At 71.6% G+C, this 21,075-nt stretch carries 17 protein-coding genes; 14 read left to right on the top strand and 3 right to left on the bottom strand.

Annotation, left to right across the window (positions count from 1 at the left end; genetic code table 11):
• The first annotated feature begins 76 nt into the window (after nucleotides 1-76).
• The 4 genes from FB465_RS26990 to FB465_RS26975 all read left to right on the top strand — a co-directional run bounded on the left by FB465_RS26990 (nucleotide 77) and on the right by FB465_RS26975 (nucleotide 7,480).
• On the top strand, nucleotides 77-2,140 hold the full coding sequence (locus FB465_RS26990) for a pectinesterase family protein (RefSeq protein ID WP_145794608.1): 2,064 nt from the start codon (nucleotides 77-79) through the stop codon (nucleotides 2,138-2,140).
• A 206-nt stretch (nucleotides 2,141-2,346) separates the two neighbouring features.
• A complete protein-coding gene (locus FB465_RS26985; RefSeq protein ID WP_145794606.1) occupies nucleotides 2,347-3,072 on the top strand; it encodes a WXG100 family type VII secretion target in 726 nt (241 codons plus the stop codon).
• Nucleotides 3,069-6,980, top strand: coding sequence for a DUF6531 domain-containing protein (locus FB465_RS26980; protein WP_145794605.1), 3,912 nt, complete (start codon nucleotides 3,069-3,071; stop codon nucleotides 6,978-6,980). The genes FB465_RS26985 and FB465_RS26980 overlap by 4 nt, the downstream gene beginning before the upstream one ends.
• Entirely contained in the window at nucleotides 6,977-7,480 is a 504-nt protein-coding gene (locus FB465_RS26975) for a hypothetical protein (protein WP_246192861.1), read from the top strand. The genes FB465_RS26980 and FB465_RS26975 overlap by 4 nt, the downstream gene beginning before the upstream one ends.
• A gap of 165 nt (nucleotides 7,481-7,645) precedes the next feature.
• Here the strand turns inward: FB465_RS26975 and FB465_RS26970 are convergent, their stop codons facing one another.
• Nucleotides 7,646-8,368, bottom strand: coding sequence for a DUF1775 domain-containing protein (locus FB465_RS26970; RefSeq protein ID WP_145794603.1), 723 nt, complete (start codon nucleotides 8,366-8,368; stop codon nucleotides 7,646-7,648).
• A gap of 467 nt (nucleotides 8,369-8,835) precedes the next feature.
• Between FB465_RS26970 and FB465_RS26965 the strand changes: the two genes are divergently transcribed.
• The 10 genes from FB465_RS26965 to FB465_RS26920 all read left to right on the top strand — a co-directional run bounded on the left by FB465_RS26965 (nucleotide 8,836) and on the right by FB465_RS26920 (nucleotide 17,613).
• On the top strand, nucleotides 8,836-9,624 hold the full coding sequence (locus FB465_RS26965; protein WP_246192860.1) for a hypothetical protein: 789 nt from the start codon (nucleotides 8,836-8,838) through the stop codon (nucleotides 9,622-9,624).
• A gap of 128 nt (nucleotides 9,625-9,752) precedes the next feature.
• Nucleotides 9,753-10,373, top strand: a complete 621-nt coding sequence (locus FB465_RS26960; protein WP_145797621.1) for a sigma-70 family RNA polymerase sigma factor — start codon at nucleotides 9,753-9,755, stop codon at nucleotides 10,371-10,373.
• A gap of 125 nt (nucleotides 10,374-10,498) precedes the next feature.
• Nucleotides 10,499-11,929 (top strand): NF041680 family putative transposase, encoded by a 1,431-nt coding sequence (locus tag FB465_RS26955; protein WP_145786718.1) that lies wholly within the window; start codon nucleotides 10,499-10,501, stop codon nucleotides 11,927-11,929.
• Nucleotides 11,930-12,101: 172 nt separating this feature from the next.
• Entirely contained in the window at nucleotides 12,102-12,317 is a 216-nt protein-coding gene (locus FB465_RS26950; protein ID WP_145794600.1) for a heavy-metal-associated domain-containing protein, read from the top strand.
• A 44-nt stretch (nucleotides 12,318-12,361) separates the two neighbouring features.
• Entirely contained in the window at nucleotides 12,362-12,568 is a 207-nt protein-coding gene (locus FB465_RS26945; protein WP_145794598.1) for a hypothetical protein, read from the top strand.
• Nucleotides 12,565-14,787, top strand: a complete 2,223-nt coding sequence (locus tag FB465_RS26940) for a heavy metal translocating P-type ATPase (RefSeq protein WP_342791843.1) — start codon at nucleotides 12,565-12,567, stop codon at nucleotides 14,785-14,787. Before FB465_RS26945 ends, FB465_RS26940 begins: the two co-directional genes overlap by 4 nt.
• Nucleotides 14,784-15,293: a copper chaperone PCu(A)C gene (locus FB465_RS26935; RefSeq protein WP_170290697.1), complete on the top strand. Its 510-nt coding sequence runs from the start codon at nucleotides 14,784-14,786 to the stop codon at nucleotides 15,291-15,293. Before FB465_RS26940 ends, FB465_RS26935 begins: the two co-directional genes overlap by 4 nt.
• Before the next feature lie 90 nt (nucleotides 15,294-15,383).
• Complete coding sequence (locus tag FB465_RS26930; protein WP_211786012.1) at nucleotides 15,384-15,989, top strand: metal ABC transporter ATP-binding protein; 606 nt, start codon at nucleotides 15,384-15,386, stop codon at nucleotides 15,987-15,989.
• The gene (locus tag FB465_RS26925; protein WP_145794593.1) at nucleotides 15,986-16,849 is read left to right on the top strand and encodes a metal ABC transporter permease; all 864 of its coding nucleotides are present in this window, start codon (nucleotides 15,986-15,988) and stop codon (nucleotides 16,847-16,849) included. The genes FB465_RS26930 and FB465_RS26925 overlap by 4 nt, the downstream gene beginning before the upstream one ends.
• Nucleotides 16,807-17,613, top strand: coding sequence for a metal ABC transporter solute-binding protein, Zn/Mn family (locus FB465_RS26920; RefSeq protein WP_145794591.1), 807 nt, complete (start codon nucleotides 16,807-16,809; stop codon nucleotides 17,611-17,613). Before FB465_RS26925 ends, FB465_RS26920 begins: the two co-directional genes overlap by 43 nt.
• Before the next feature lie 54 nt (nucleotides 17,614-17,667).
• On the opposite strand, the gene FB465_RS26915 is transcribed toward FB465_RS26920, so the two are convergent.
• Both FB465_RS26915 and FB465_RS26910 read right to left on the bottom strand, forming a co-directional pair.
• On the bottom strand, nucleotides 17,668-19,296 hold the full coding sequence (locus FB465_RS26915) for a class I adenylate-forming enzyme family protein (RefSeq protein WP_145794589.1): 1,629 nt from the start codon (nucleotides 19,294-19,296) through the stop codon (nucleotides 17,668-17,670).
• Nucleotides 19,293-21,065, bottom strand: coding sequence for a CoA transferase (locus FB465_RS26910; RefSeq protein WP_145794587.1), 1,773 nt, complete (start codon nucleotides 21,063-21,065; stop codon nucleotides 19,293-19,295). Before FB465_RS26910 ends, FB465_RS26915 begins: the two co-directional genes overlap by 4 nt.
• Nucleotides 21,066-21,075: the final 10 nt, after the last annotated feature.

The raw sequence follows: 21,075 nt of genomic DNA, 5'->3' as shown, positions 1-21,075 counted from the left end.
CCTGCGGCAACCTTTTCGCCTGCGGCGGTGACTGGCTGATGCAACACCCACCAACCCTCCCAAGGCAGATGAGGCAATGGACACCACTCAGCACAAGGCACGGCACCGCAGGCGCAAGCTCGGCCTGATCGTCGGCATCCCGGTGGCGGCGGCCGCTGCGGTCGGTCTGTCGTACGGCGCGGGCTTCGGAGCATTCGGCGAGGACGTGCAGCCGAAGGCGGCGGCGGCCACCGTCGTCCCCGCGTGGGCCCGTGACGCCGCAGACGGCTTCGCCTCCGTCCATGCGCTGGGACAGAACGGTACTTACGGCGGGCGGGACGGCGCGATCGTCACCGTGAAGACCCTGGCCGACCTGGAGAAGTACGCGACCGCCTCGCAGCCGTACGTCATCGTCGTGGCGGGGGCGATCACCATGGACCCCAAAGGCAAGGAGATCAAGGTCGCCTCGGACAAGACGATCGTGGGCTCGGGCACTTCGGGCCAGATCGTCGGCGGAGGGTTCTTCCTCGGGCAGGGCGTGCACAACGTGATCATCAGGAACCTGACGATCCGTCACTCGTACGCCGGCACATGGAACGACAAGGAGCACGACTGGGACGCCATCCAGATGGACGGCGCCCACCATGTGTGGATCGACCACAAAGATCTGCGCCACATGGCCGACGGGCTGATCGACAGCCGCAAGGACACCACCTACCTGACGGTGTCCTGGAACCGGCTGCAGAACGACAACAAGGCCTTCGGCATCGGCTGGACCGACCACGTCACCGCCGACATCACCATCCACCACAACTGGTTCCACGAGACCGAACAGCGCAACCCGTCCACCGACAACGTGGCGCACGCACACTTGTACAACAACTACCTGCAGGACGACCCGGGCACGTCCATCACCTCGGCGTACGGCAACTACGCGCGCGGCGCGACGAAGATGGTCCTGGAGAACAGCTACTTCGAAGGGCTCAACAACCCGGTCACCAAGGACAGCACGGCCGCCCTCGTGCAGCGCGGCAACGTCTTCGTGAACACCACCGGGCGTAACGAGAGCGGCGGGACGGCTTTCGACCCCACGTCCTATTACAGCTACACCCTCGACCCGGCCGCCGACGTCCCCTCGAAGGTGAGGTCCGGCGCCGGCCCCCGCTCCGCCATCGGCACGGCGACCACCGCCACCCCGGCCGCGACCACCCTGACCGTGGCCGGGGACGGCTCCGGCCAGTACAGGACCGTGCAGGCCGCCGTCGACGCCGTACCGGCGAACAACACCTCACGGGTCGTCATCTCCGTCAAGCCCGGCACCTACCGCGAGACGGTCAAGATCCCGTCGAACAAGCCGCACATCACCCTTCAGGGCAGCGGCGGCAGCCGCCAGGACACCGTCATCGTCCACAACAACGCCGCGGGCACCCCCAAGCCGGACGGCTCCGGCACCTACGGCACCCCCGGCAGCGCCACCGTCGCAGTCGAGGCCGACGACTTCCAGGCCCGCAACCTCACCGTCTCCAACGACTTCGACGAGAAGGCCAACCCGAGCATCAGCGCCCAGGCGGTGGCGCTGCGCACCGGCGCCGACATGGTCCTTCTCGACAGCGTGATCGTCACCGGAGACCAGGACACCCTCGAACTGGACACCGCCGCCTGCGAGAAGCTCGGCCGGGTCTACGTCACGAACTCCTACATCGTGGGGAATGTCGACTTCATCTTCGGCCGGGCCAGCGCCGTGATCGACCACTCGGTGATCACCCTCAAGAAGCGCTCGGACGGCAGCTCGGCAGGCTTCGTCACCGCGCCCAGCACCCCCGCCGACCGCAAGGGCTTCCTGATCACCGGCAGCACGATCAACGGCGACGTGTCCGACGGGAGCTTCTACCTCGGCCGCAACTGGCACGCAGGCGGCGACGCGACCCTCGACCCGCAGACCACGGTGCGCAACTCCACGCTCAGCAAGGCCGTCAGGTCCACCCCGTGGTCCGACATGGGCGGCTTCTCCTGGAAGGACGACCGCTTCGCGGAGTACCGGAACACCGGCCCCGGCGCGGGCACCGCGAGCACCAACCGCCCTCAGCTGACCGACGCCCAGGCCTCCGGCCAGGAGATCGCCGACTGGCTGGGCAACTGGACGCCCACCGCCTCGCAGTAGCGACGCCGTGTACCAAGTCGCCTGAGACAGACACACAGTTCAGTGGACACACTCCGTCCCGTCACCCCGTCCGGCCGTGAGAAGCCCATGCCCAGCTCGGCCCCATTTTTCGTCGGCCGTGGCTGGAGAACCGTTCAAGCCCGCCGAAGCGTCGGATAGCTTGACGTCAAGCGAACATCTGTCCACTGACGGCCGAGGGGGAGCCTGTGGCGATCGAGTTGCCTGGCGAGGTGGTTTCACTGCTGTCGTTCATCGGCATCAACTGGCCGACGGTCAACGAGGACGCGGTGCGTGAGTTCGCCTCGCACGTGCGGGAGTTCGCGGAGAACGTGGACTCCGCCCACGCGGATTCGACAGCGACGGTCCAGCGGCTCGGCGAGGCCTACGAGGGCGCCTCGTACCAGGCCCTGCTCGCCAAGTGGGCGCAGCTGTCGGACTCTCACATGAACGAGCTGGTGCAAGCGTGTCATGTGGTAGCGACAGCGCTCGACGTGTCAGCCGATGTGATCGTGGCGATGAAGGTCGAGACGATCGCCGAGCTGGTGGTGCTGGCAGCGGCCTTCGTGGCCGACCAGGCGGCGGCAGTCGCGACGTTCGGGTTGGCCGAGGCCGCGGTTATCGCAATCGAAGAGGCAGCAAAGCGCCTCATCAACTACCTCGAGCAGCAGTTGGAGCAGTACATCATCGGCCAGGTGATCGAGGCAGCCATCGACCCGCTCATCGAGGTGGTCGCAGGAGCGGTGAGCGGGCTGGTGTTCCAGGCCGCGGAGTCGGCACTCGGGGTGTCCGGCGGCGGGGGCGGTGGCACCGGGTTCCGGATCGACCCCGACGCGTTGGAGGGACACGCGCGGACGATGCACGACCACGCCGAGACGGTGGCCGGCCACGCACAGGCGTTCCAGTCCAAGATCGCGGGGGTGAGCTTCGAATGAGCAACCAGATCGTCAAAGCGCTGGAGCACGGGGCACAGAAGCTGGGCAAGACGCTGGCCGACGACGCCGGCAAGGCGCTCAAGAACTTCTACCGCAAGGCCGGCGACAACCTGAAGAAGGTCGCCCACAACACCCGCGAAGCCGACGCCAAACACGCGGCCGACCTCAAGAAGATCCTCGACGGCGGCAAGAAGGACATGCCTCACGGTCCCAAGGGACCCGGCGGTGGCCGGCGCGGGAAGGGCGAGCGGCCGCTGGGCCGGGGCGGTAAGCGTGGGCAGGCGGCGGACGGCAATATCGGCTGCCGGACCGCCGGCGACCCGGTGGATGTGGTCTCGGGTCAGGTGATCACCTCGGAGACGGACCTCGCCCTTCCCGGCCTGCTTCCGCTGGTCCTTCGCCGCGCGTACGCCTCCGACTACATCGGCGGGCGGCTGCACGGCCCGGGCTGGTCCTCCACCCTGGACCAGCGCATCGAGATCGACGCGGACGGCATCCACTACGCCGGTGACGACGCCCAGATCCTGCACTACCCGCTGCCCGCCCAACCGGGCCAGCCGGTCCATCCGCTGGCCGGCGCCCGTTGGCCGCTCACCTGGGACCCCGCAGCGGACACCATCCGGATCGAGGACCCGGACCGGGGCTGGACGCGTCACTTCACCGGCTCGGGCACCAACTCCTACCGGATCGGCGACATCCGCCCGATCACGGCCCTCTCGGACCGCAACGACCACCGAATAGCCTTCCTCCGCGACGAGTCCGGCCATCCCATCGAGGTCCGACACACCGGCGGGTACCGGGTCGCGGTCGACATCACCCACACCGAAGCGGGGCCACGGGTGGAGGGACTGCGGCTGCTGGACGGCACGGCCCACGGACAGGGCACCACCGTCGTCGGCTACCAGTACTACCCCGCGGGGCAGTTGGCCGGGATCGTCAACTCCTCGGGCCTGCCGTACATCTACGAGTACGACGACGCGGACCGTATGACCGCCTGGATCGACCGCAACGGCCAGAGCTACGAGTACGTCTACGACGACGCCGGCCGAGTGGTGCGCGGCATCGGCGATGGCGGGCATCTGTCGGCCACCTTCTACTACGACACCGCCCGCCGGGTGACCACGTCCACCGACAGTCTCGGACACCCCACCGAGTACCACTACGACGAGCAGCATCGCGTCACTACGACGGTGAACCCGCTGGGACATACGACGCTCACCGAGTACGACGAACTCGGCCGAGTCATTGCCCGCACCGACGAGGTCAACCGGACCACCCGGTTCGACCTGGATGATCACGGCGATCCGGTCCTGATCACCGCCCCGGACGGAAGTGCGATCGCACTCGGCTACAACGCGCTTCGTCAGGTGGCGTCCGTGACACGGGCCGACGTCCTGCTTGCTGCGTTCGACTACGACCCCCGTGGCAACCTGCTCGCCAGCACGGATGCGGCCGGAGCCCGGACCGTGCGCACCTACGACGAGCGCGGCAACCTGGTGTCGGTGACCGATCCGCTCGGCCACACGCGCACCCTCGCCGCCAACCCGGCCGGCCTTACCACCGCCGTGACCGACGCGCTCGGCCACACCGCGCACGCAGACTTCGATGCGTTCGGCCGCATGTCCGCCCTGACCGACCCGATGGGCGGCACAACCCGCTTCACCCGCCGACTCGAGGGGGAGATACTCGAGCGCATCCACCCCGACGGCACGCGCGAGACGTGGGGTTACGACGCCGAAGGCAATGTCACCGAGCATCGAGACCCGGTCGGCGCGGTCACCACGTTCGCCACAGGCCACTTCGGCCGCCTTGCGACGCGCATCCTTCCCGACGGCGAGCGACAGCAGTTCGGCTATGACACGGAACTTCAACTGGTCTCGGTCAGCACGGACGGCGCAACCTGGCGCTACCAGTACGACGCAGCAGGGCATCTGATCGGGGAGAGCGACTTCAACGGCCGTAGCCTCACCTACCGCCACGATGGCGCCAACCAGCTGCTGGAGACGATCGACTCCGCCGGGCGTAGCACCACCTTCGCGTACAACCTGCTCGGTGACCTCGTCGAACGGGTGGGCCACGATGGCTCGGCGACCACCCTCTTCTACGACGATCATGGGTTCCTCACTCGGATCAACGGTCGAGACAGCGCCCTGGAGTACGAGCGCGACGTCGCCGGCCGGGTGCTTACCGAGAGCGTCGACGGGCGGGCCACCGCGTATGCGTACGACCTCATCGGCCGGCGAATCCGCCGCACCACACCGACGGGCGTCATTTCCACCTGGACCTATGACGCGAACAGCCAGCCGCTCAGCCTTAGCGGGGCGCTCGGCGCCCTGTCCTTCGGCTACGACGCCAGCGGCCGGGAGACCACCCGCTACCTCGGCGGCGGCGCGGCGCTCACCCAGACCTGGGATGCCTGCAACCGGTTGAGCGCCCAGTCCATCTGGGCACTTGACGGAACGCCGGGCTCCGGGGCTGGCACCGCGTCCGGGGCCTACGCCAATGTTCAGGAACGCACTTACGGCTACCGCGCCGACGGCCTCCCGGCCTTCGCGACGGATCGCCTACGCGGTCGGCGTGACTTCGACCTCACACCGTCGGGACGGGTCACCCGGGTCAGCGCCGATACCTGGAGCGAGAGCTACGTCTACGACCGGCTCGGCAACATCACCCGGGCCGAGGATTCGCGCAACCCCAACGGCGCGACGCAGGGCGAACGCGCGTACACGGGCTCCCTGCTGCGGACGGCGGGACGCACCACGTACGAGTACGACGACCAGGGCCGCCTTGTCCGTAGGCTGGTTCGTACCTTGTCGGGGCAGCGTCGTGAATGGCACTACACCTGGAACGCGGAGGACCAGCTGGTCCGGGTCGATACGCCGGAGCACGGTTCGTGGACATACCGGTACGACCCGATCGGACGCCGCACTGCCAAACAGCAGGTCGGCGGGGTGGGCAGCGAAGGCGCCGGGGAGGTCCTGTTCTCCTGGGACGGCACGCAACTGATCGAGGAATGCGGCGCGCTGGCCGACGGCACCGTCCGTACCCGTACCTGGGACTGGGAGCCGGGCAGTTGGCAGCCCGCAGCGCAGACCGAGCGCAGCTGGCACCCGCAGGCGGGCCAGGCGGACCAATCCACCGTCGATGAGCGGTTCTTCGCCATCGTCACCGACCTGGTCGGCACCCCCAGTGAGTTGGTCGCCACCGACGGCCGGGTCGTCTGGTCCGCCGTCACCGACCTGTGGGGCCATCGCCCTCGGCCAAGCGGCGGCGACGAACCCTCGTGCCCTCTGAGCATGCCCGGCCAGTACCACGACGACGAGTCCGGCCTCGACTACAACTACTTCCGGTACTACGACTCGGCCACCGGCCGTTACCTGAGCACCGACCCCCTCGGGCTGGCCGCAGGTCCCAACCCCCATGCGTACGTGCCCAATCCGCTGGCCTGGATCGACCCGCTGGGGTTGGCCGCCAAGAAGCAGCCCTCAGGTATGGGCGGCTGGTACTACAAGCTGAAGCCGGCCAACTGGACCGACGGCAGCAACACCCAACGCTATGAGATCAACCACGTGCCGGCGCAGGCCACCTACAAGAAGCTGGGGCTGGCCACCGACCTGAACCCCGGCTACGGGCCCTCGATCCGAATGGAGTACGACGACCACCGCAAGTTCATCAGCACCGGCTCCGGCCCAGGCCCCGATGCTTGGCGCGCGGCCCAGACAAGCCTCATCCAGCAGGGCAAGTTCGACGAGGCGATGAAGAAGGACATCGACGAGATCCGGCGCGTCCACGGCACGAAGTACGACGCCGCGATCAAGGAGATGGCCGACTCGCTCCCGCACAACGCGGAGTTCCAGAAGTACCTCAAGGACAACAACTGGAAGATCAGGAGCTGCCTCCTAAAATGACGGCCATGGACATTGAACTCGACCCGCCGCACGGGATCACCGGCTTCCCCCTGGGTATGCCGGCGGCAGCCGTCAAGGAAGCGGCCGCGGCGCTCGGCACCGTCCAAGTGCAGGACGACGGTTCCGCCGACCAGTTCCACTACATGAAGGTGCTCGTGTTGCACCCGCAGTTCGAGATCGTCTTCCACCTGGAGGACGGCAGAACCCTCAGCTCTGCTGAGGTGTGGACTCCGCAGCCTGGCGCCGAGGAGATCAGGGTCCTTTTCCGCGACATCGACGTCTTCCGCACCCCCGCTCTGCAACTGCTCGACCAGCTCGAAGCAACCGGCCTGACCGTCCTGCGCGAAACGGACTATGCGTACGTGCCCGGGGTGTCCCTCGGCTTCACCCGAACCGCCGGGCACGACGTTCCCCTGGCCAGCGACGGTGAGCCGCTTTACTTCCAGGCAGTCCTCACCGGTCCAGCCCACTACTACGACTACAAGCTCACAAAAGACTGAGCGGGCAACCGCCGGCCGGCGGTAGACCGGGTCGGCGCTGCGGTGCGTGCCCTCAGATGTCAACGCTGGGGTGCAGATGCCTCGGCATCCACCCTCCCAGGGTCCTGCGACCTCGGCCATGGCCCCTGCGACGGGCGCCAGGAGGTGAGGCGGGCCGCCGCCCGGTCAGCTCCCGGCAGGGCGGTTGCGCCGGCGCCACCACCAGGCGCCGCCTGCGGCCAGGGCGACGACGGCGGCCGCACCGACGGCGATCGGGACGGCCGGAGAGGAGTCGCTGCTGCCTGCGGCGGGGGCCGGCGTGGCCGAGGCGGTGATGCTCGGGGCGGCGGAGGGGCTGGCCGGAGCCGAGGATGCAGCGGACGAGGACGGGGCCACGGTGGACGGGCTGACCGTGGTGGCTCCGGGAGCCGCGGCTGCGAGCTTGAGAATCGGCGCGGGGTGCTCGGGCTCGGCACCGCCCTGCGGGAGTTCGATCCAGCGGTCGATCCGGCCGTCGCCGTAGGTCTCCAGGGTCTTGAAGACCAGCTCCTTCGCGTTGGGGAGCTGACGGATGGTGATCCTGTAGACCGCGTCCTTGCCCGTGGCGAGCGCGGGGCCGCCGACGGTGTACCCGTCGGCGGTGGCCGCGAAGGTCCAGCCCTGGGGCGCGTCGGCCACCTTGACGTCACCGGGGGCGATGCCCTCGGGCAGGACGACCTGGAACTTGGCGAGACCCGCCGTTTCCGACTCCGCCTCTGCCGTGAAGGTGACGGTGACGTTGGTGGCCAGGGCCTGGGCGGTGTCGGACTCTACCTCGACATGGGCGAAGGCGGGCACGGCCAGCGCGAGAGCTCCGGCCGCCACGGCCGTGACGGTGGCAGCGCGGCCGAGAAGGCGGGTGGGGTTCATCAGACCGTGCTCCGGTGGCAGGACGGCCGCGGCCACGTCGGGCCGACGCCGGTCGGGTAGCTGGCGGCCTCCATGATGCACGACGCGCGGGGCAGCCTCGACAAGGGTCGGACAGTCCGTGAGCGTGGGAACCGAGGCCGTCTCCGGGACGACTTCCTGGGAGCGCGGACAGCGGGTGTCATTGGGCGTGGTGTTTCTCACGGCGGCCGGCGCCGGAGGCTCGGCGGGGCCGCTCGTCGGGCCCGCCCACCGGTCCCCCCGAACGGTTCCGCAGCCTGTGCGGCCCGGAGCATGGAGCTGACCCGTACGAATCGTCGGCCGGCGCCGGCCTCCGGTTCCACCCGCCTGCTGTGGTGTGCGGCACACAGCAACAAGACCTGACGTTGTACGCCGATTTGGCCGACCCGGCCCTGTGGCCGCCCCACGGCGGATGCGACGATGAGCCGGCGATGGATATGGGACGGGGAATGCGTACGGGACGGGCCGCGGTGTTCGCGGCCGTCTGTGTGCTGCTCGCCTCCCTCGGCCACGTGCTGATGTCCGGCACGACCGTCCCGGGCTGGTCCCTGGCCGCCGCGTTCGGCGCCGTAGGCGTCACCGCCTGGTGGCTCGCCGACCGGGAGCGCGGGCCGATGCTGGTGACCTCGCTGACGGTCGGTACCCAGGCCGTGCTCCACGCCCTGTTCTCGCTGGGCCAGGCTGCCACCGGTTCTCGGCCTCCGGACGGCAGCGGCCTCGCCGCTCAGTGGGCTGAGCTTCTGCTGTGCGGCCCGCACCCTGCTTCGCCGGCCGAGGCGGCACAGTTGATGGCGGCAGCCGGTCTCGGCCAAAGCCCGCCCGGCGACGGCCTGACGGTCCAGATGACCGACATGCCGGGTATGGGCACGGGTATGGGCACGGGTATGGACATGGGCGCGGGGATGGAGATGGGTACCCACGCCCACCACGCCGCAGCCGCACTGGCCATGCCGTCGCATCACGGCGGCGGGACGGTCGGCATGCTGGCGGCCCACCTGCTCGCCGCGCTCCTGCTGGGCGCGTGGCTGTCGGCCGGCGAGCGGGCGGTGTTCCGGCTGGGTCGCACGGCCACCGCCCGACTGTTCGCTCCCCTCCTCCTGCTGCTCCGTCTGGCGTGCCCGCCGCTCCGGCCGCGCCTGCGGCTCGTACGCGCCGACTCCGCGCGCCGCCTACGGCAGCTGCTGCTCGTCCACACCATCACTTCTCGGGGTCCGCCCGCCGGGGCCGCTGCCGTCTGACGGCTATCCCCCCGGGGTCTCGTTTCCGTCGACACCGCGCCCGTACGGCTGCGGTGGCGCTTTCGCGAGCCCTGGCACGGTCCCGCGGCCGAGTGCCGCTTTCACCTTCCCGAGAAGGACTCATGGCGATGACTCCTGCCCTGCCACGCCCGCGTTCCGCACGATGTCGGTCACCTCACGACGACGCGACGGTGACCGCGTGGGCGCTAGCCGCACGTGACGGCGATCCGGCCGCCGTGGAGACGTTCGTACGTGCCACGCGCAACGACGTGTGGCGGTACGTGGCGCACCTGAGCGCGGACCCGCAGTCCGCCGACGACCTGACCCAGGACACCTACCTGCGGGCACTGCGCAGCCTGCCCCGGTTCGAGGGCCGTTCGTCCGCTCGCACCTGGCTGCTGTCGATCGCGCGCCGTACGGTCGCGGACCGTTTCCGCTTCGCCGCAGCCCGGCCCCGGCTGTTGGACACGGACGACTGGCAGGCGGTGGTCGAAGGGGCCCAGCCCTGCGGCCTGCCCGGCTTCGAGGAGGGCGTGGCACTGGCCGAGCTGCTCGAAGTGCTTCCCGCCGAGAGGCGCCAGGCGTTCGTACTGACGACCGTGCTGGGGCTGCCGTACGAGGAGGCCGCAGAGGTGGCGGGTTGTCCGATCGGCACGGTGCGGTCCCGGGTGTCCCGGGCGCGCACGGCCCTGATCGGGCTGCTCGCGGACGCCGAGCAGCCGACCTCCCTGGTGGCTTGCGCGGCCTGAACTTGGCTTTAAACCCCACCAAGATCATGTCTTGGTGGGGTTCGTCGTTCGCCTGACAGCTGGGCGGCCCTTGGGTGATCGTGTCTTCTCGCTGAAGTCGACAGTCGATCAACCCAAAGGCCGTGATGGACAGTCTGCAAGACGGCGCCGCGCGCGTCGAGGCCCTGGCCGGGTTGTCCCGGTTTCGCCGTGAGCTGTACGAGTGTTTGACGTTGCGGGCGGATGCCCTGTTCGAGCTCGTGGATGCGGTTCTGTGCGCCACCGGGCCGGTGACGTCCCTGCCGGAACTCTCGCTGGCGGGGGTGCACCGGCGTGGGCACGGAGCGATGTACGACGCACTGGCCCAGGGGCACATCGACGTGTCCCGCCTGCGGATCGCGCTGGCCGGACTGCGACTGCCGCGCGGGGCGGACGGGCAGCTGTCCATCGCCCTGGACGTCACCCCGTGGCCGCGTCCGGACGCTGAGTGTTCACCGGAGCGGTTGCACTGCCACCGACCGTGCCGGTGTGACGGCAGGCGCCAGACCGTTCCGGGCTGGCCCTACCAGGTCGCGGCGGCCCTGGGTGGTGGACGCTCCTCGTGGACCGGGCCGCTGGACGCGGTGCGGCTGGGGCCCGGGGACGATCCCACCGAGGTCACCGCCACCCAGATCCGCGACCTCATCGCCCGCCTGGAGCAGGCCGGGCAGTGGCGCCCGGGCGATCCGCCGGTCTTGTTCGTCCTGGACTCGGGCTACGACATCGTGCGCCTGACCTGGATGCTGCGCGAGGAGCCGGTGCGGCTGCTGGGACGCATCCGCGCCGACCGGGTGATGCACGCCCCGGCCGGCAAGCGCCACGGCTCATGGCCTGGGCGTCAGCCCCGGCACGGAGCGGAGTTCCGTCTGGCACAGGCCGCGACTCACCCGGCACCGGCCCAGGAGTCGACCGGCGTCCACGACCGCTTCGGCCAGGTCACCGCCCGCTGCTGGGGACACCTGCACCCGAAGCTGGAGCGACGCGGCTCCTGGGCCGACCACGAGGGTGAACTCCCCATCGTCGAGGGAACATTGCTCCACCTCGCGGTCGAATACCTGCCCGGCAACCGCGACCCCAAGCCGCTATGGCTGTGGCACAGCGACCCCGACGCCACCGCACACGACGTCGACCGCCTCTGGCGGATCTTCCTTCGAAGATTCGACATCGAGCACACCTTCCGCTTCCTCAAGCAGACGCTCGGGCTGACCCGCCCCCGCCTTCGCACACCCGAACAGGCCGATCGATGGGTGTGGCTGATCCTCGCCGCCTACACGCAACTCCGGCTCGCCCGACCCCTGGCCGAGGACCTGCGGCGCCCCTGGGAGAAGCCCCTGGCACCGGATCAGCTCACCCCCGGCCGGGTCCGGCGCGGCTATCCCCGCATCCGGCGGGCCGTGGGCACTCCAGCCCGCGCGCCGAAAGCATCCCGTCCCGGCCCGGGCCGCCCTAAGGGACGCACATCCGCCCCAGCACCTCGCCACCCGGTCGGGGTGAAACAGCGCAAAGCGGACATGCCTAGACGCGGCGGGGCCGAGTAGCAGCCTTAAAGATCAAGCTGAAACCGCGCGGAGAACCACTCGACGGTGGCACGCGGACCGCGTGCCCCCGTGGCCGCGCGATCGTTTGCGCTGTCGTTGTCGCTTCATCAACCGGCCGTGCCCGAGCGGGCACGGCCTACGCCCTGTCCCTGCACCACCAGGAGGTACCCGTATGTCCACCACCGCCGTCTTCACTGTCGAAGGCATGAGCTGCGGCCACTGCGAGAAAACGGTCAGCGCGGAGCTGTCGGCCATCCCCGGCGTCGTCGAGGTCACGGCCCACGCCCCGACCGGCCGGGTCACCGTCTCCTCCGAACAGGCACTCGACGGGGAGAGCGTCCGCAGCGCGGTCGACGAGGCCGGCTTCACCCTGGTCGGGCGAATCTGAGACGCGTCGGGAACTCACCGGCACCCGGCTCCGACTGCTGAGATGTGGAAGCAACGGAGCCGGGCACCCGGCCGTACCTCGTCCTGACGGGCTTCGCCCTGCTGCTCGTCCTCGTGTTCGGCGGGGCGTTCGCCGCGGGTCGCGCCGCCGGGCCGGTCTCGCCGGGGCTGGTCCCCGGCACGAGCGGGACGGGGCATTCCGGTGACGACATGCCGGGGATGACCGGTCACGACATGGGGGCGGCCCGGTGACTACGGCCACGGAAACCGCCGTCACCGACCTGTCGGTGGGCGGGATGACCTGTGCGGCGTGCGTGTCACGGGTCGAGAAGCGGCTGGCGCGGATCGAGGGCGTGACGGCCGCCGTCAACCTCGCGACGGGCCGCGCCCGGGTGGTGCACCCGGCGGACGTGACGGTGTCGGACCTGGTGGCCACCGTCGAACGGGCCGGGTACACGGCCGAACCGGTCAGCGAGGAGCAGGCCGCGGGCGCTCTCCTTGAGGGCCCCGACGAGCTGCTGCGGCTGATCGTGACGGCTGCCCTGGCGGTGCCGGTCCTCGTGCTGTCGATGGTTCCCTCGCTGCAGTTCGCCGCCTGGCAGTGGCTGTGCTTCGCGCTCGCCGTGCCCGTGGTGACCTGGGGCGCGTACGGCTTCCATCGGCGGGCCTGGCAAGGGCTTCGGCACGCGACCGCCACCATGGACACGCTCGTGAGCGTCGGTGTGGTGGCCTCGTCGGGCTGGTCGGCGTATGCGCTGTTCCTGGGCGGCGCCGGGGAGTTGGGCATGCGGATGCCGTTCTCGCTGACGGCGGACGGCACCGGCGCGGCCCATGTCTACCTGGAGGCGGCGGTCGGCGTGCCGCTGTTTGTGCTGTGCGGTCGGCTGCTGGAGAGCAGAGCCCGTCGACGCGGCGGGTCAGCGCTACGGGCGCTGGCCGAGCTGGGAGCGAAGGACGTCTGCGTACGGGAGGGCGGTGCCGAACGGCGCATCCCGATCGGGCAGTTGCTGCCGGGGCAGGAGTTCGTGGTGCGCCCGGGCGAGAAGGTGGCCACCGACGGGGTGGTGGTCGAGGGCCGCTCGGCGCTGGATCTGAGCCTGCTGACCGGGGAGAGCGTGCCGGTCGAGGTCGGCCCGGGCGAGAAGGTGGCGGGGGCGACCGTGAACGTCGGCGGTTCGCTCGTCGTCCGGGCGACGGCGGTCGGGGCGGACACCCAACTGGCCCGGATCACCGCAATGGTGGCCGATGCGCAGGCCGGCAAGGCCAAGGCTCAGCGTGTCGCGGACGCGATCGCCGGGGTGTTCGTGCCGTGCGTCATGGCGGTGGCGGCGTGCGTCCTGGGCTTCTGGCTGGGGGCGGGCGCCGATCCGCAGGCGGCGGTCACGGCTGCCGTGGCGGTGCTGGTGGTGGCGTGCCCGTGCGCGCTCGGACTGGCCACACCGACCGCTCTGCTGGCCGCGACGGGCCGGGGCGCGGAGCTGGGCGTCCTGGTGCGCGGGCCCGAGGTGCTGGAGAGCCTGCGCCGGATCGACACCGTCGTCCTGGACAAGACCGGCACGCTGACCACCGGCCGGATGGAGCTGGCCGAGGCCGTCGCCGCGCCGGGCGAGGCGGTCGAGGAGGTGCTGCGGCTGGCCGGGGCGGTGGAGCACCGCTCCGAGCACCCGATCGGGCGGGCGATCACGGCCGCAGCACGGCAGCGTTGCGGCTCGGAGCTGCCGGAGGTCTCCGGTTTCGCGGCGACCGCGGGCGTCGGCGTGCTGGGGACGGTCGAGGGCAGGCAGGTACGGGTGGGCCGACCTGATGATGCGTCAGACCTTGCTCAGGATCTACGCGACGCGCTGGCGCACGCCGAGTCCGAAGGCCGTACCGCCGTGGTGGTGGAGCTGGACGGCCGCGCGGCAGCTGTCCTGGTGGTCGGTGACACCGTGCGGCCGGGCAGCTGGCGAGCGGTACGCCGACTGCGCGGGATGGGCCTGGAACCCGTGCTGTTGACCGGCGACCGGCCGGGAGCGGCGAGCGCTGTGGCCGCGCAGCTCGGCATCCGAAAGGTGCACGCCGCAGCCTCCCCCGAGCGCAAGGCCGAGCTGATCGCCGAGCTGCGGGCGGCGGGCCGCACGACGGCGATGGTCGGCGACGGCGTCAACGACGCCGTCGCTCTGGCCTCGGCGGACCTGGGAATCGCCCTCGGCTCCGGCACGGACGCCGCGATCGGCGCGGCCGGGCTGACCCTGGTACGCGGGGACATCGAGTCCCTGGTGGTCGCGGTACGCCTGGCCCGGCGCACGCTCGCCACGATCCGCGTCAACCTGGTCTGGGCGTTCGGCTACAACGCGGTGCTCATCCCGCCGGCGGCCGTCGGCCTGCTCAACCCGATGCTCGCCGCCGTCGCGATGTCGGCGAGCTCACTGCTGGTGGTCGCCAACAGCCTTCGGCTGCGCACCTGGCAGCCGGCTCGGGTGACGAGGTGAACCGCGCCGCCCTTGCGCCGCTGACCGCCGCCGCGACGGCGCTCGCCCTGCTCTGCGGCTGGACGGCCGTCGGCGGCGCGGGCCGGGCGCGGCCGGTGGAGGCCGACCGGGGATGGCTCCTGGTACCGACCGCAGGATCGGCGACGACGGCCGCCTTCTTCACCGTACGGAATCCCGGCGACGTGCCCGACGAACTGACCGGCGCGACCGCGGAGTTACCCGGGCAGGTGTCGCTGAAGCGGCATCGCCACCAGGGAGGGGCCGGGAGCTGGGCCCCGGTGGCGGCGCTGACCGTCCCGGCCCGGGGCGAGCTGCGGATGTCACCCGAGGGCGCGGACCTGCTGATCACCCGGATGGCCGGCCTGCGCGTCGGGCAGTGGGTGGAGTTCACCCTGCACTTCCGGCGCAGCCCCGACCTGCGGGTGCGGGCTCAGGCCGTACCGCCCGGGGGCCTTCCCAAGGATTCGGGGATCTCCGGGAACTCGTCGGCGCCACGCTCCGACTAACGTCCCGTGGAGCAGAGCAAGGAGCAGCCGGTCGCCCTCGCGGCCCGGCAGGGGGAGACCACGGCCGGTCTGGACGTGCGGCTACGCGGCGTGGTGTGCCGGCACGGCCGCCTGGAGGCCGTCCAGGGCGTCGACCTCGACGTGGCGCCCGGTGATCGGATCGCGTTGACCGGCACCAACGGCTCGGGCAAGACGACGCTGCTGCGCGCGGTGCTCGGCCTGCACCGCCAGGTCGGCGGCGAGCTGCTGGTGGGCGGGCGCGGCACCCGTACGGCGGCCGAGTGGGCCTGGCGCCGCCGGGCCTGCGCGTGGATCCCGCAGCGGCCGGCCGCCGGACGCTTCCCGCTGCTGGCCCGGGAGTTGCTCGCCAGCAGCGGCGCTCCCGCCGAGGCGGGTGACGCCGCCGAGCGGCTCGGTGTGGGCGCTCTGGCCGACCGCCCGCTGAGTGCGCTGTCGGGTGGCCAGCTGCAGCGGATGCACCTGGCCCGGGCGGTCGGCTGTGTGGCGGCGGGCGCGGGCGTCCTGCTCGCCGACGAGCCCACCGCCGCACTGGACTTCGCCGGGCAGGAGGAGGCCGCCGAGCTGCTCACCGGCCTGCCGGTCACCCTGCTGGTGGTCACGCACGACCGGGCGCTGGCCTCGCGCTGCGACCGCGTCCTGGAGATGGCGGCGGGCCGACTGAGGGAGATCGCATGAGCGCCTTCGAACAGGTCTTCACCCTGCTGCAGTTGGTGCCAGTGCAGCGTGCGGGGGCGGGTCTGCTGCTCGCGTCCCTGGGGCTGCCGCTGGTGGGCGTGGTGATCGTCGGCCTGGACATCATGCCGGTGCGGTTCGCGATGATGCATGTCGCACTGCTGGGCATCGCGGTGGGCATCATCCTGGGCCTGGACCCCGCGCTGTGCGCGATCGTCGCGTGTGCACTGGCCGGTGCGGGTGTGGCTCCGCTGGCCCGTACGCCTGACGGTCTGTCAGGTGCAATGGGCCTGCTGATGAGTCTGGCGATCGCCGCCGCGCTGCTGGTGCTGTCGGTGTCCGGTGTCAACGCGAACGGTGCGTTCGCCCTCCTCTGGGGGTCGATCCTGGCGGTGCGTCCGGCCGACCTCGCGGTGCTGGGTGTGCTGGCGGTGGCCGTGCCCGCGCTGCTGCTCCGGCGGCGCCGCGACCTGGCACTGCTGTTGCACGACCGGGAGTTGGCGATCTGCTCCGGCGTCCGGGTGCAGTGGATGACCGTGGTGCTGCTGGTCCTGGTGGCGGTCGCCGTCGGCGCGGCCATCCGGCTGACCGGTGCGCTGCTGGTCGATGCCCTCACCCTGCTGCCCGCCCTGGCCGCCCGCCGGCTCGGCCGCTCACTGGGTTCGATCGCCGGCTGGGCGGTCTGCATCGGTGTGCTGGTGAACCTGACCGGCTTCCTGATCTCACTCGCCTGGGACCTCCCCCCTGGTCCCGTACTCGTCCTCGCCGCCGGGGCGGTCGCCCTGGCTGCGCATCTGATACCCGAACGGAGAACCACCTCATGGCGCGCAACCGCGTCCTCGTCCGTCCCCTCGTCGCACTGAGCGCGGGCCTGCTCCTGCTCACCGCGTGTGGCAGCTCCAAGAGCGGAACCACCGCCGACGCCGCCGCGACGGCTCAGGCCAAGGGGCCCGTGGTCGTGGCGACCACCACCTGGGAGGCGGCCCTCGCCAAGGCCGCCGGCGCCAAGGACGTCAAGGTCCTCGTCCCCGCGACCGTGAAGCACGCCCCCGACTACGAGCTGAAGCCCTCCGACCTGACCGCCGTCGCGGGTGCGGACTTCGTGCTCTACGCCTCGTTCGAGCCGTTCGCGGGCCGGATCAAGGAGGCCGCCGGGTCCAAGGCCAAGCCGGTCGAGGTCAACCTGGACGACCACCGCGACGCCACCACGGCCGAGGTCACCAAGCTGGGCAAGGCCTTCGGCACCGAGCAGGCCGCTGCTCAGTGGAACACCGCCTTCACCACCGAGTACGACAAGCTCGCGCAGCAGGTGAAGGCCAAGTGGCCCGCCGGAAAGGCCCCCGTCGTGGTCACCCAGATGTTCACCGCCTGGGCGGCCGACCTCGCCGGCGTGAAGGCGGCCGGAACGTACGGGCCCGAGGCGGTCACCCCGGCGCAGCTGTCCGAACTGTCCGCGAGGAAACCGCAGTTCGTCCTCGAGAACGAGGCCATGTCGACCGGCACGGTGCTGCCCGACTCCGGCGCCAAGCAGGTGAACATCGTCAACTACCCGGGCCAGGAGCTGGACATGCTCACGGTCTACCGCAACGCCGCCGACCAGCTGGAGAAGGCCTTCTCCGGTTCCTGACCTGATGCACGCTGAAGGGGCTGCCCGGTGCCGGGCAGCCCCTTCAGCGCACTGTCATCCGGCTTCGGCGGCCAGCTGCCGCAGGGCCGCCCGGTCCGGCTTGCCCGCCGGGGTCAGCGGCAGTGCCTCCACCAGCAGCAGCCGCTCGGGGTGCTTGCGCCGTTCGAGGCCACGCGCATCCAGATGCGCGCACAGCTCTTCGAGAGCGGGTGTGCGGCCGGCCCTCGGCACCACGCAGGCGGCGAGCCGCTCGCCCATCAGCGGGTCGGGAACGCCGGTGCACAGCACGTCCCGGACGTCCGGGTGCGACGACAGCTCGCCCTCGACCTCGGCGGGGCTGATGTTCGCGCCGCCCCGGATGACGATGTCCTTGAGGCGTCCGACCACGCACAGCCCGCCGTCGGCGTCGAACACCCCGAGGTCGCCGGTGCGCACCCAGCCGTCGGCGGTGCGGTACCGCTGGTTCAGTTCGGGTGCCCCGACGTAGCAGAGCGGCGTCATCGGGCCGCGCGCCACGATCTCGCCGATCTCACCGGGAGTCGTGCCGAACTCGCCGCCCGGCGTGGCGATGCGGATGTCGGTGACTGCGGGATCGGGCCGGCCGACGGCGATCCCGGGGCCGTCGGCCGGGGTCGGCTCGGCCTCGAGCCCGGTGTGGCAGTTGACGCCGTCCGCCGAGCCGTAGAGGTTCACCACCGGGCAGCCGAAGACGCGTTCGGCCTCCTCCCGGGTCGACGGGTCGAGCGGCGAGCCTCCGAGGACCAGGGCCGTCAGCTCGGGCAGGGGCTCCGCCGGCTGGTCGAGCATCATGCGCACCATGGTCGGCACGCCCAGGACGTGCGTCGGCCGGTGGCGGCGGATCGCCTCCAGGGCGTCGGCGGGAGCGAACCGGTCGAGCAGGACGAGCGTGCCGCCGTGGCGGGCGAGCGTGACGGCGGTGCCGCTGCTGCCGAAGGCGGAGGCCAGCGGCACCAGGAAGAGGCAGCGCAGTTCCGTGTCCGAAGGCAGCAGCGAGGCAAGGAAGTTGCCTCGCCCACCGGCGAGTGCGTTGTGCGAGTACGCCACCATCTTGGGCTCCGCCTCGGTGCCGGAGGAGACCAGGATCCGGGCGGCGGAGTCGGGGGCGGGGCGGTCCGGGGTGAAGTCGGTGGCGTCCGTGCGCAGCAGCTCGGCCAGGGAGAGGCAGCCGTCCGGCACCTCTCCGGGCCCTGCCGCGACCACCGCCCGCAGACCCGGCAACTCGCCCCGCATAACGGCCAGTTCCCGAGCGTGCTCGATGCCTCGGTGCTCGGTGGCGGCAATCACCGCGCGGGCTCCGGAGCGGCCGAGCAGCGAGAGCGCCTCCCGGCTGCCGCGCCCGACCGGGAAGGGCAGGGCTATCGCGCCGAGGGCGGCCAGAGCCAGGTCGGCGATCACCGCGTCGCGGCTGCTGGGGAGCTGGACGCCCACCACGTCTCCCGCGCACACCCCGGCCGCACGCAGACCGGCGGCCAGACTTCGTGCCTTGCGGTCGAGTTGGGTGTAGCAGAGCTTGCCCTTGGTATCGATGACGGCGGTGCGGTGCGGGTCGGCCATGCGGCGTGCCCGGAACAGCGCGTACAGGTCGAGGTCCGGGTAGCTGCCGTCGGCCGCCCAGGCCCGTCGCAGGGCGGCCGGGACGAGGTCGTGGAGCTGGGGTGTCACGAGAACCTCCAGGGCATGGGAACGGCGAGGGCGCCGTGGCCGTCGCGGGTCAGGGCGCCGCGCAGGCGCGGGTCGGCGGGCAGGTCCCGCAGGTCGGTGGTGACGGCGGTGGCGGCCAGGCCCTGCTCGCGCAGGAGGGCCACCGCGTCCGTGGTGCTCAGCTGCCGCAGGCGTTCGGCGTGGGCCCGGGCCTGGCCGGCCGAGCCGTCGGCCGCCGCGACCCAGCCGTCGGCGGTGGGCAGCGGACGGCGGAATCCTGCGGGACGGCACGGGTCCGCACCTCCGGCCGCCTGCCGCAGAGCGGGGGCGGTGAGTGTCTCGGCGGCGCCGAGCAGCGAGGACTCCGTCCGCACGCCACGGCCGGTGCGCTCCCGCAGAAGCAGCGCCGCGAGCACGGCCTCGGCGCCGTGGAGGCCGCCGAGCACGTCGAGCAGGGTCATCGGCGAAGGCGCGGCCGGCTCACCCGCCGGACGTACGGCCTCGCCCACCCCGGTGCGGGCCTGCACCATGAAGTCGGTGCCCATCGGGGCGCCGGGCAGCCGTCCGGCCCAGCCGCCGGTGTAGGCGTACACCAGGCCGGGGTTGGCGAGTGAGAGAGCGCCGGCGTCCAGGCCGAGCTCCTCGGCCTTGCCCGGGGCCCAGTTGTGGAGGAACACGTCGGCGTCGGCGGCCAGTTCGCGGAGCTCGCGCCGGCCGGCGGGGGACTTGATGTCGATCCGGACGGCACGCTTGCCCCGGTTGAGTGCGAGCCACCGCGCCGAGATGTCGTCGCAGCACGGCGGCATGCCGCGCAGCGGATCGCCGCCCGGCGGCTCGATGCGGATCACGTCCGCGCCGAGCAGGCCCAACAGGTGGGCGGCGAGCGGCGCCTGGATCCGCCGCCCCGCCTCCAGCACCGTCAGCCCGGCGAGCGGAAGTGCGCCAACGCCCATAACAGAACGGGGAGTTCCGGCCTCGCAGCCCAACCGGAAGGACCAGGGATCGCCCGCGGCCGGGTCTTCGGCCCGCTCAGCGAGGGAGTGGAGTCGGCAGACGTCGGCGCGGGCGGCGGCCGCGGCCTGCTCGATCGCGGCCCAGGAGGCGGCGCGGGTGGCCGTGTGCAGGGCCTCGGGCAGCGCGGCGCAGGCCGTGGCGTAGCGGAACTGGAAGGGGCGCCAGCCTCCCCGGACCGCGTCCGCCGGCGCTCCGAGGGCTCGCCAGAACCCGGCCCACACACCGGGATCGAGTGCCTCCAGCTCGAAGCGGGTGCCGTCCGCGGCGGTGAACGGCGGGCCGCCCGGGCCGAGCGGAACCGCCTCCTCCTCGTCCGCGCCCGCCGCCGCCAGGTACTGGGAGATCGTCAGCAGCGCAGCCCGGTCCGCGCCGGTGGAGACGTGCGTGGCGCTCCCACCACGGGCCTGGCCGATCATCGCGGCGAGCAGGCCCTGCACGGTGAGCACGGAGGCGCAGGTCGCGGCGTAGTCGACCGCGAGGCCGCGCGGTTCGCCGTCCCGTCGGCCGTGGACGTGCGTGATCCCGGTCACGGCCTGGACGGTAGCCTCGTCCGCGGCGTCCGCCGCCGGGCAGAGGTCCGCCCAGGCGAGCTCGGCGCTCACCCCGCCAAGTGCCTCGAACCGGGCCGGGCCGTCAGCGCTCCCCTCCTCCAGCGGCCTTGCACCGAGTGCCCGCAGGTGTGCCACGGCGGGGCCGGTGAGTGCGGGCGGCCCGGAGACGCGCAGCTCGACGGCGTCGAGCGGCTGGGCCGCCAGGGCGGGGGCAAGCGGGGCCATGGCTCTCCTC

Source organism: Kitasatospora atroaurantiaca, assembly GCF_007828955.1.
Taxonomy (GTDB): Bacteria; Actinomycetota; Actinomycetes; order Streptomycetales; family Streptomycetaceae; genus Kitasatospora; species Kitasatospora atroaurantiaca.
The sequence above is the reverse complement of the archived record's forward strand: the minus strand, read 5'-3'. Positions and strand labels throughout refer to the sequence as shown.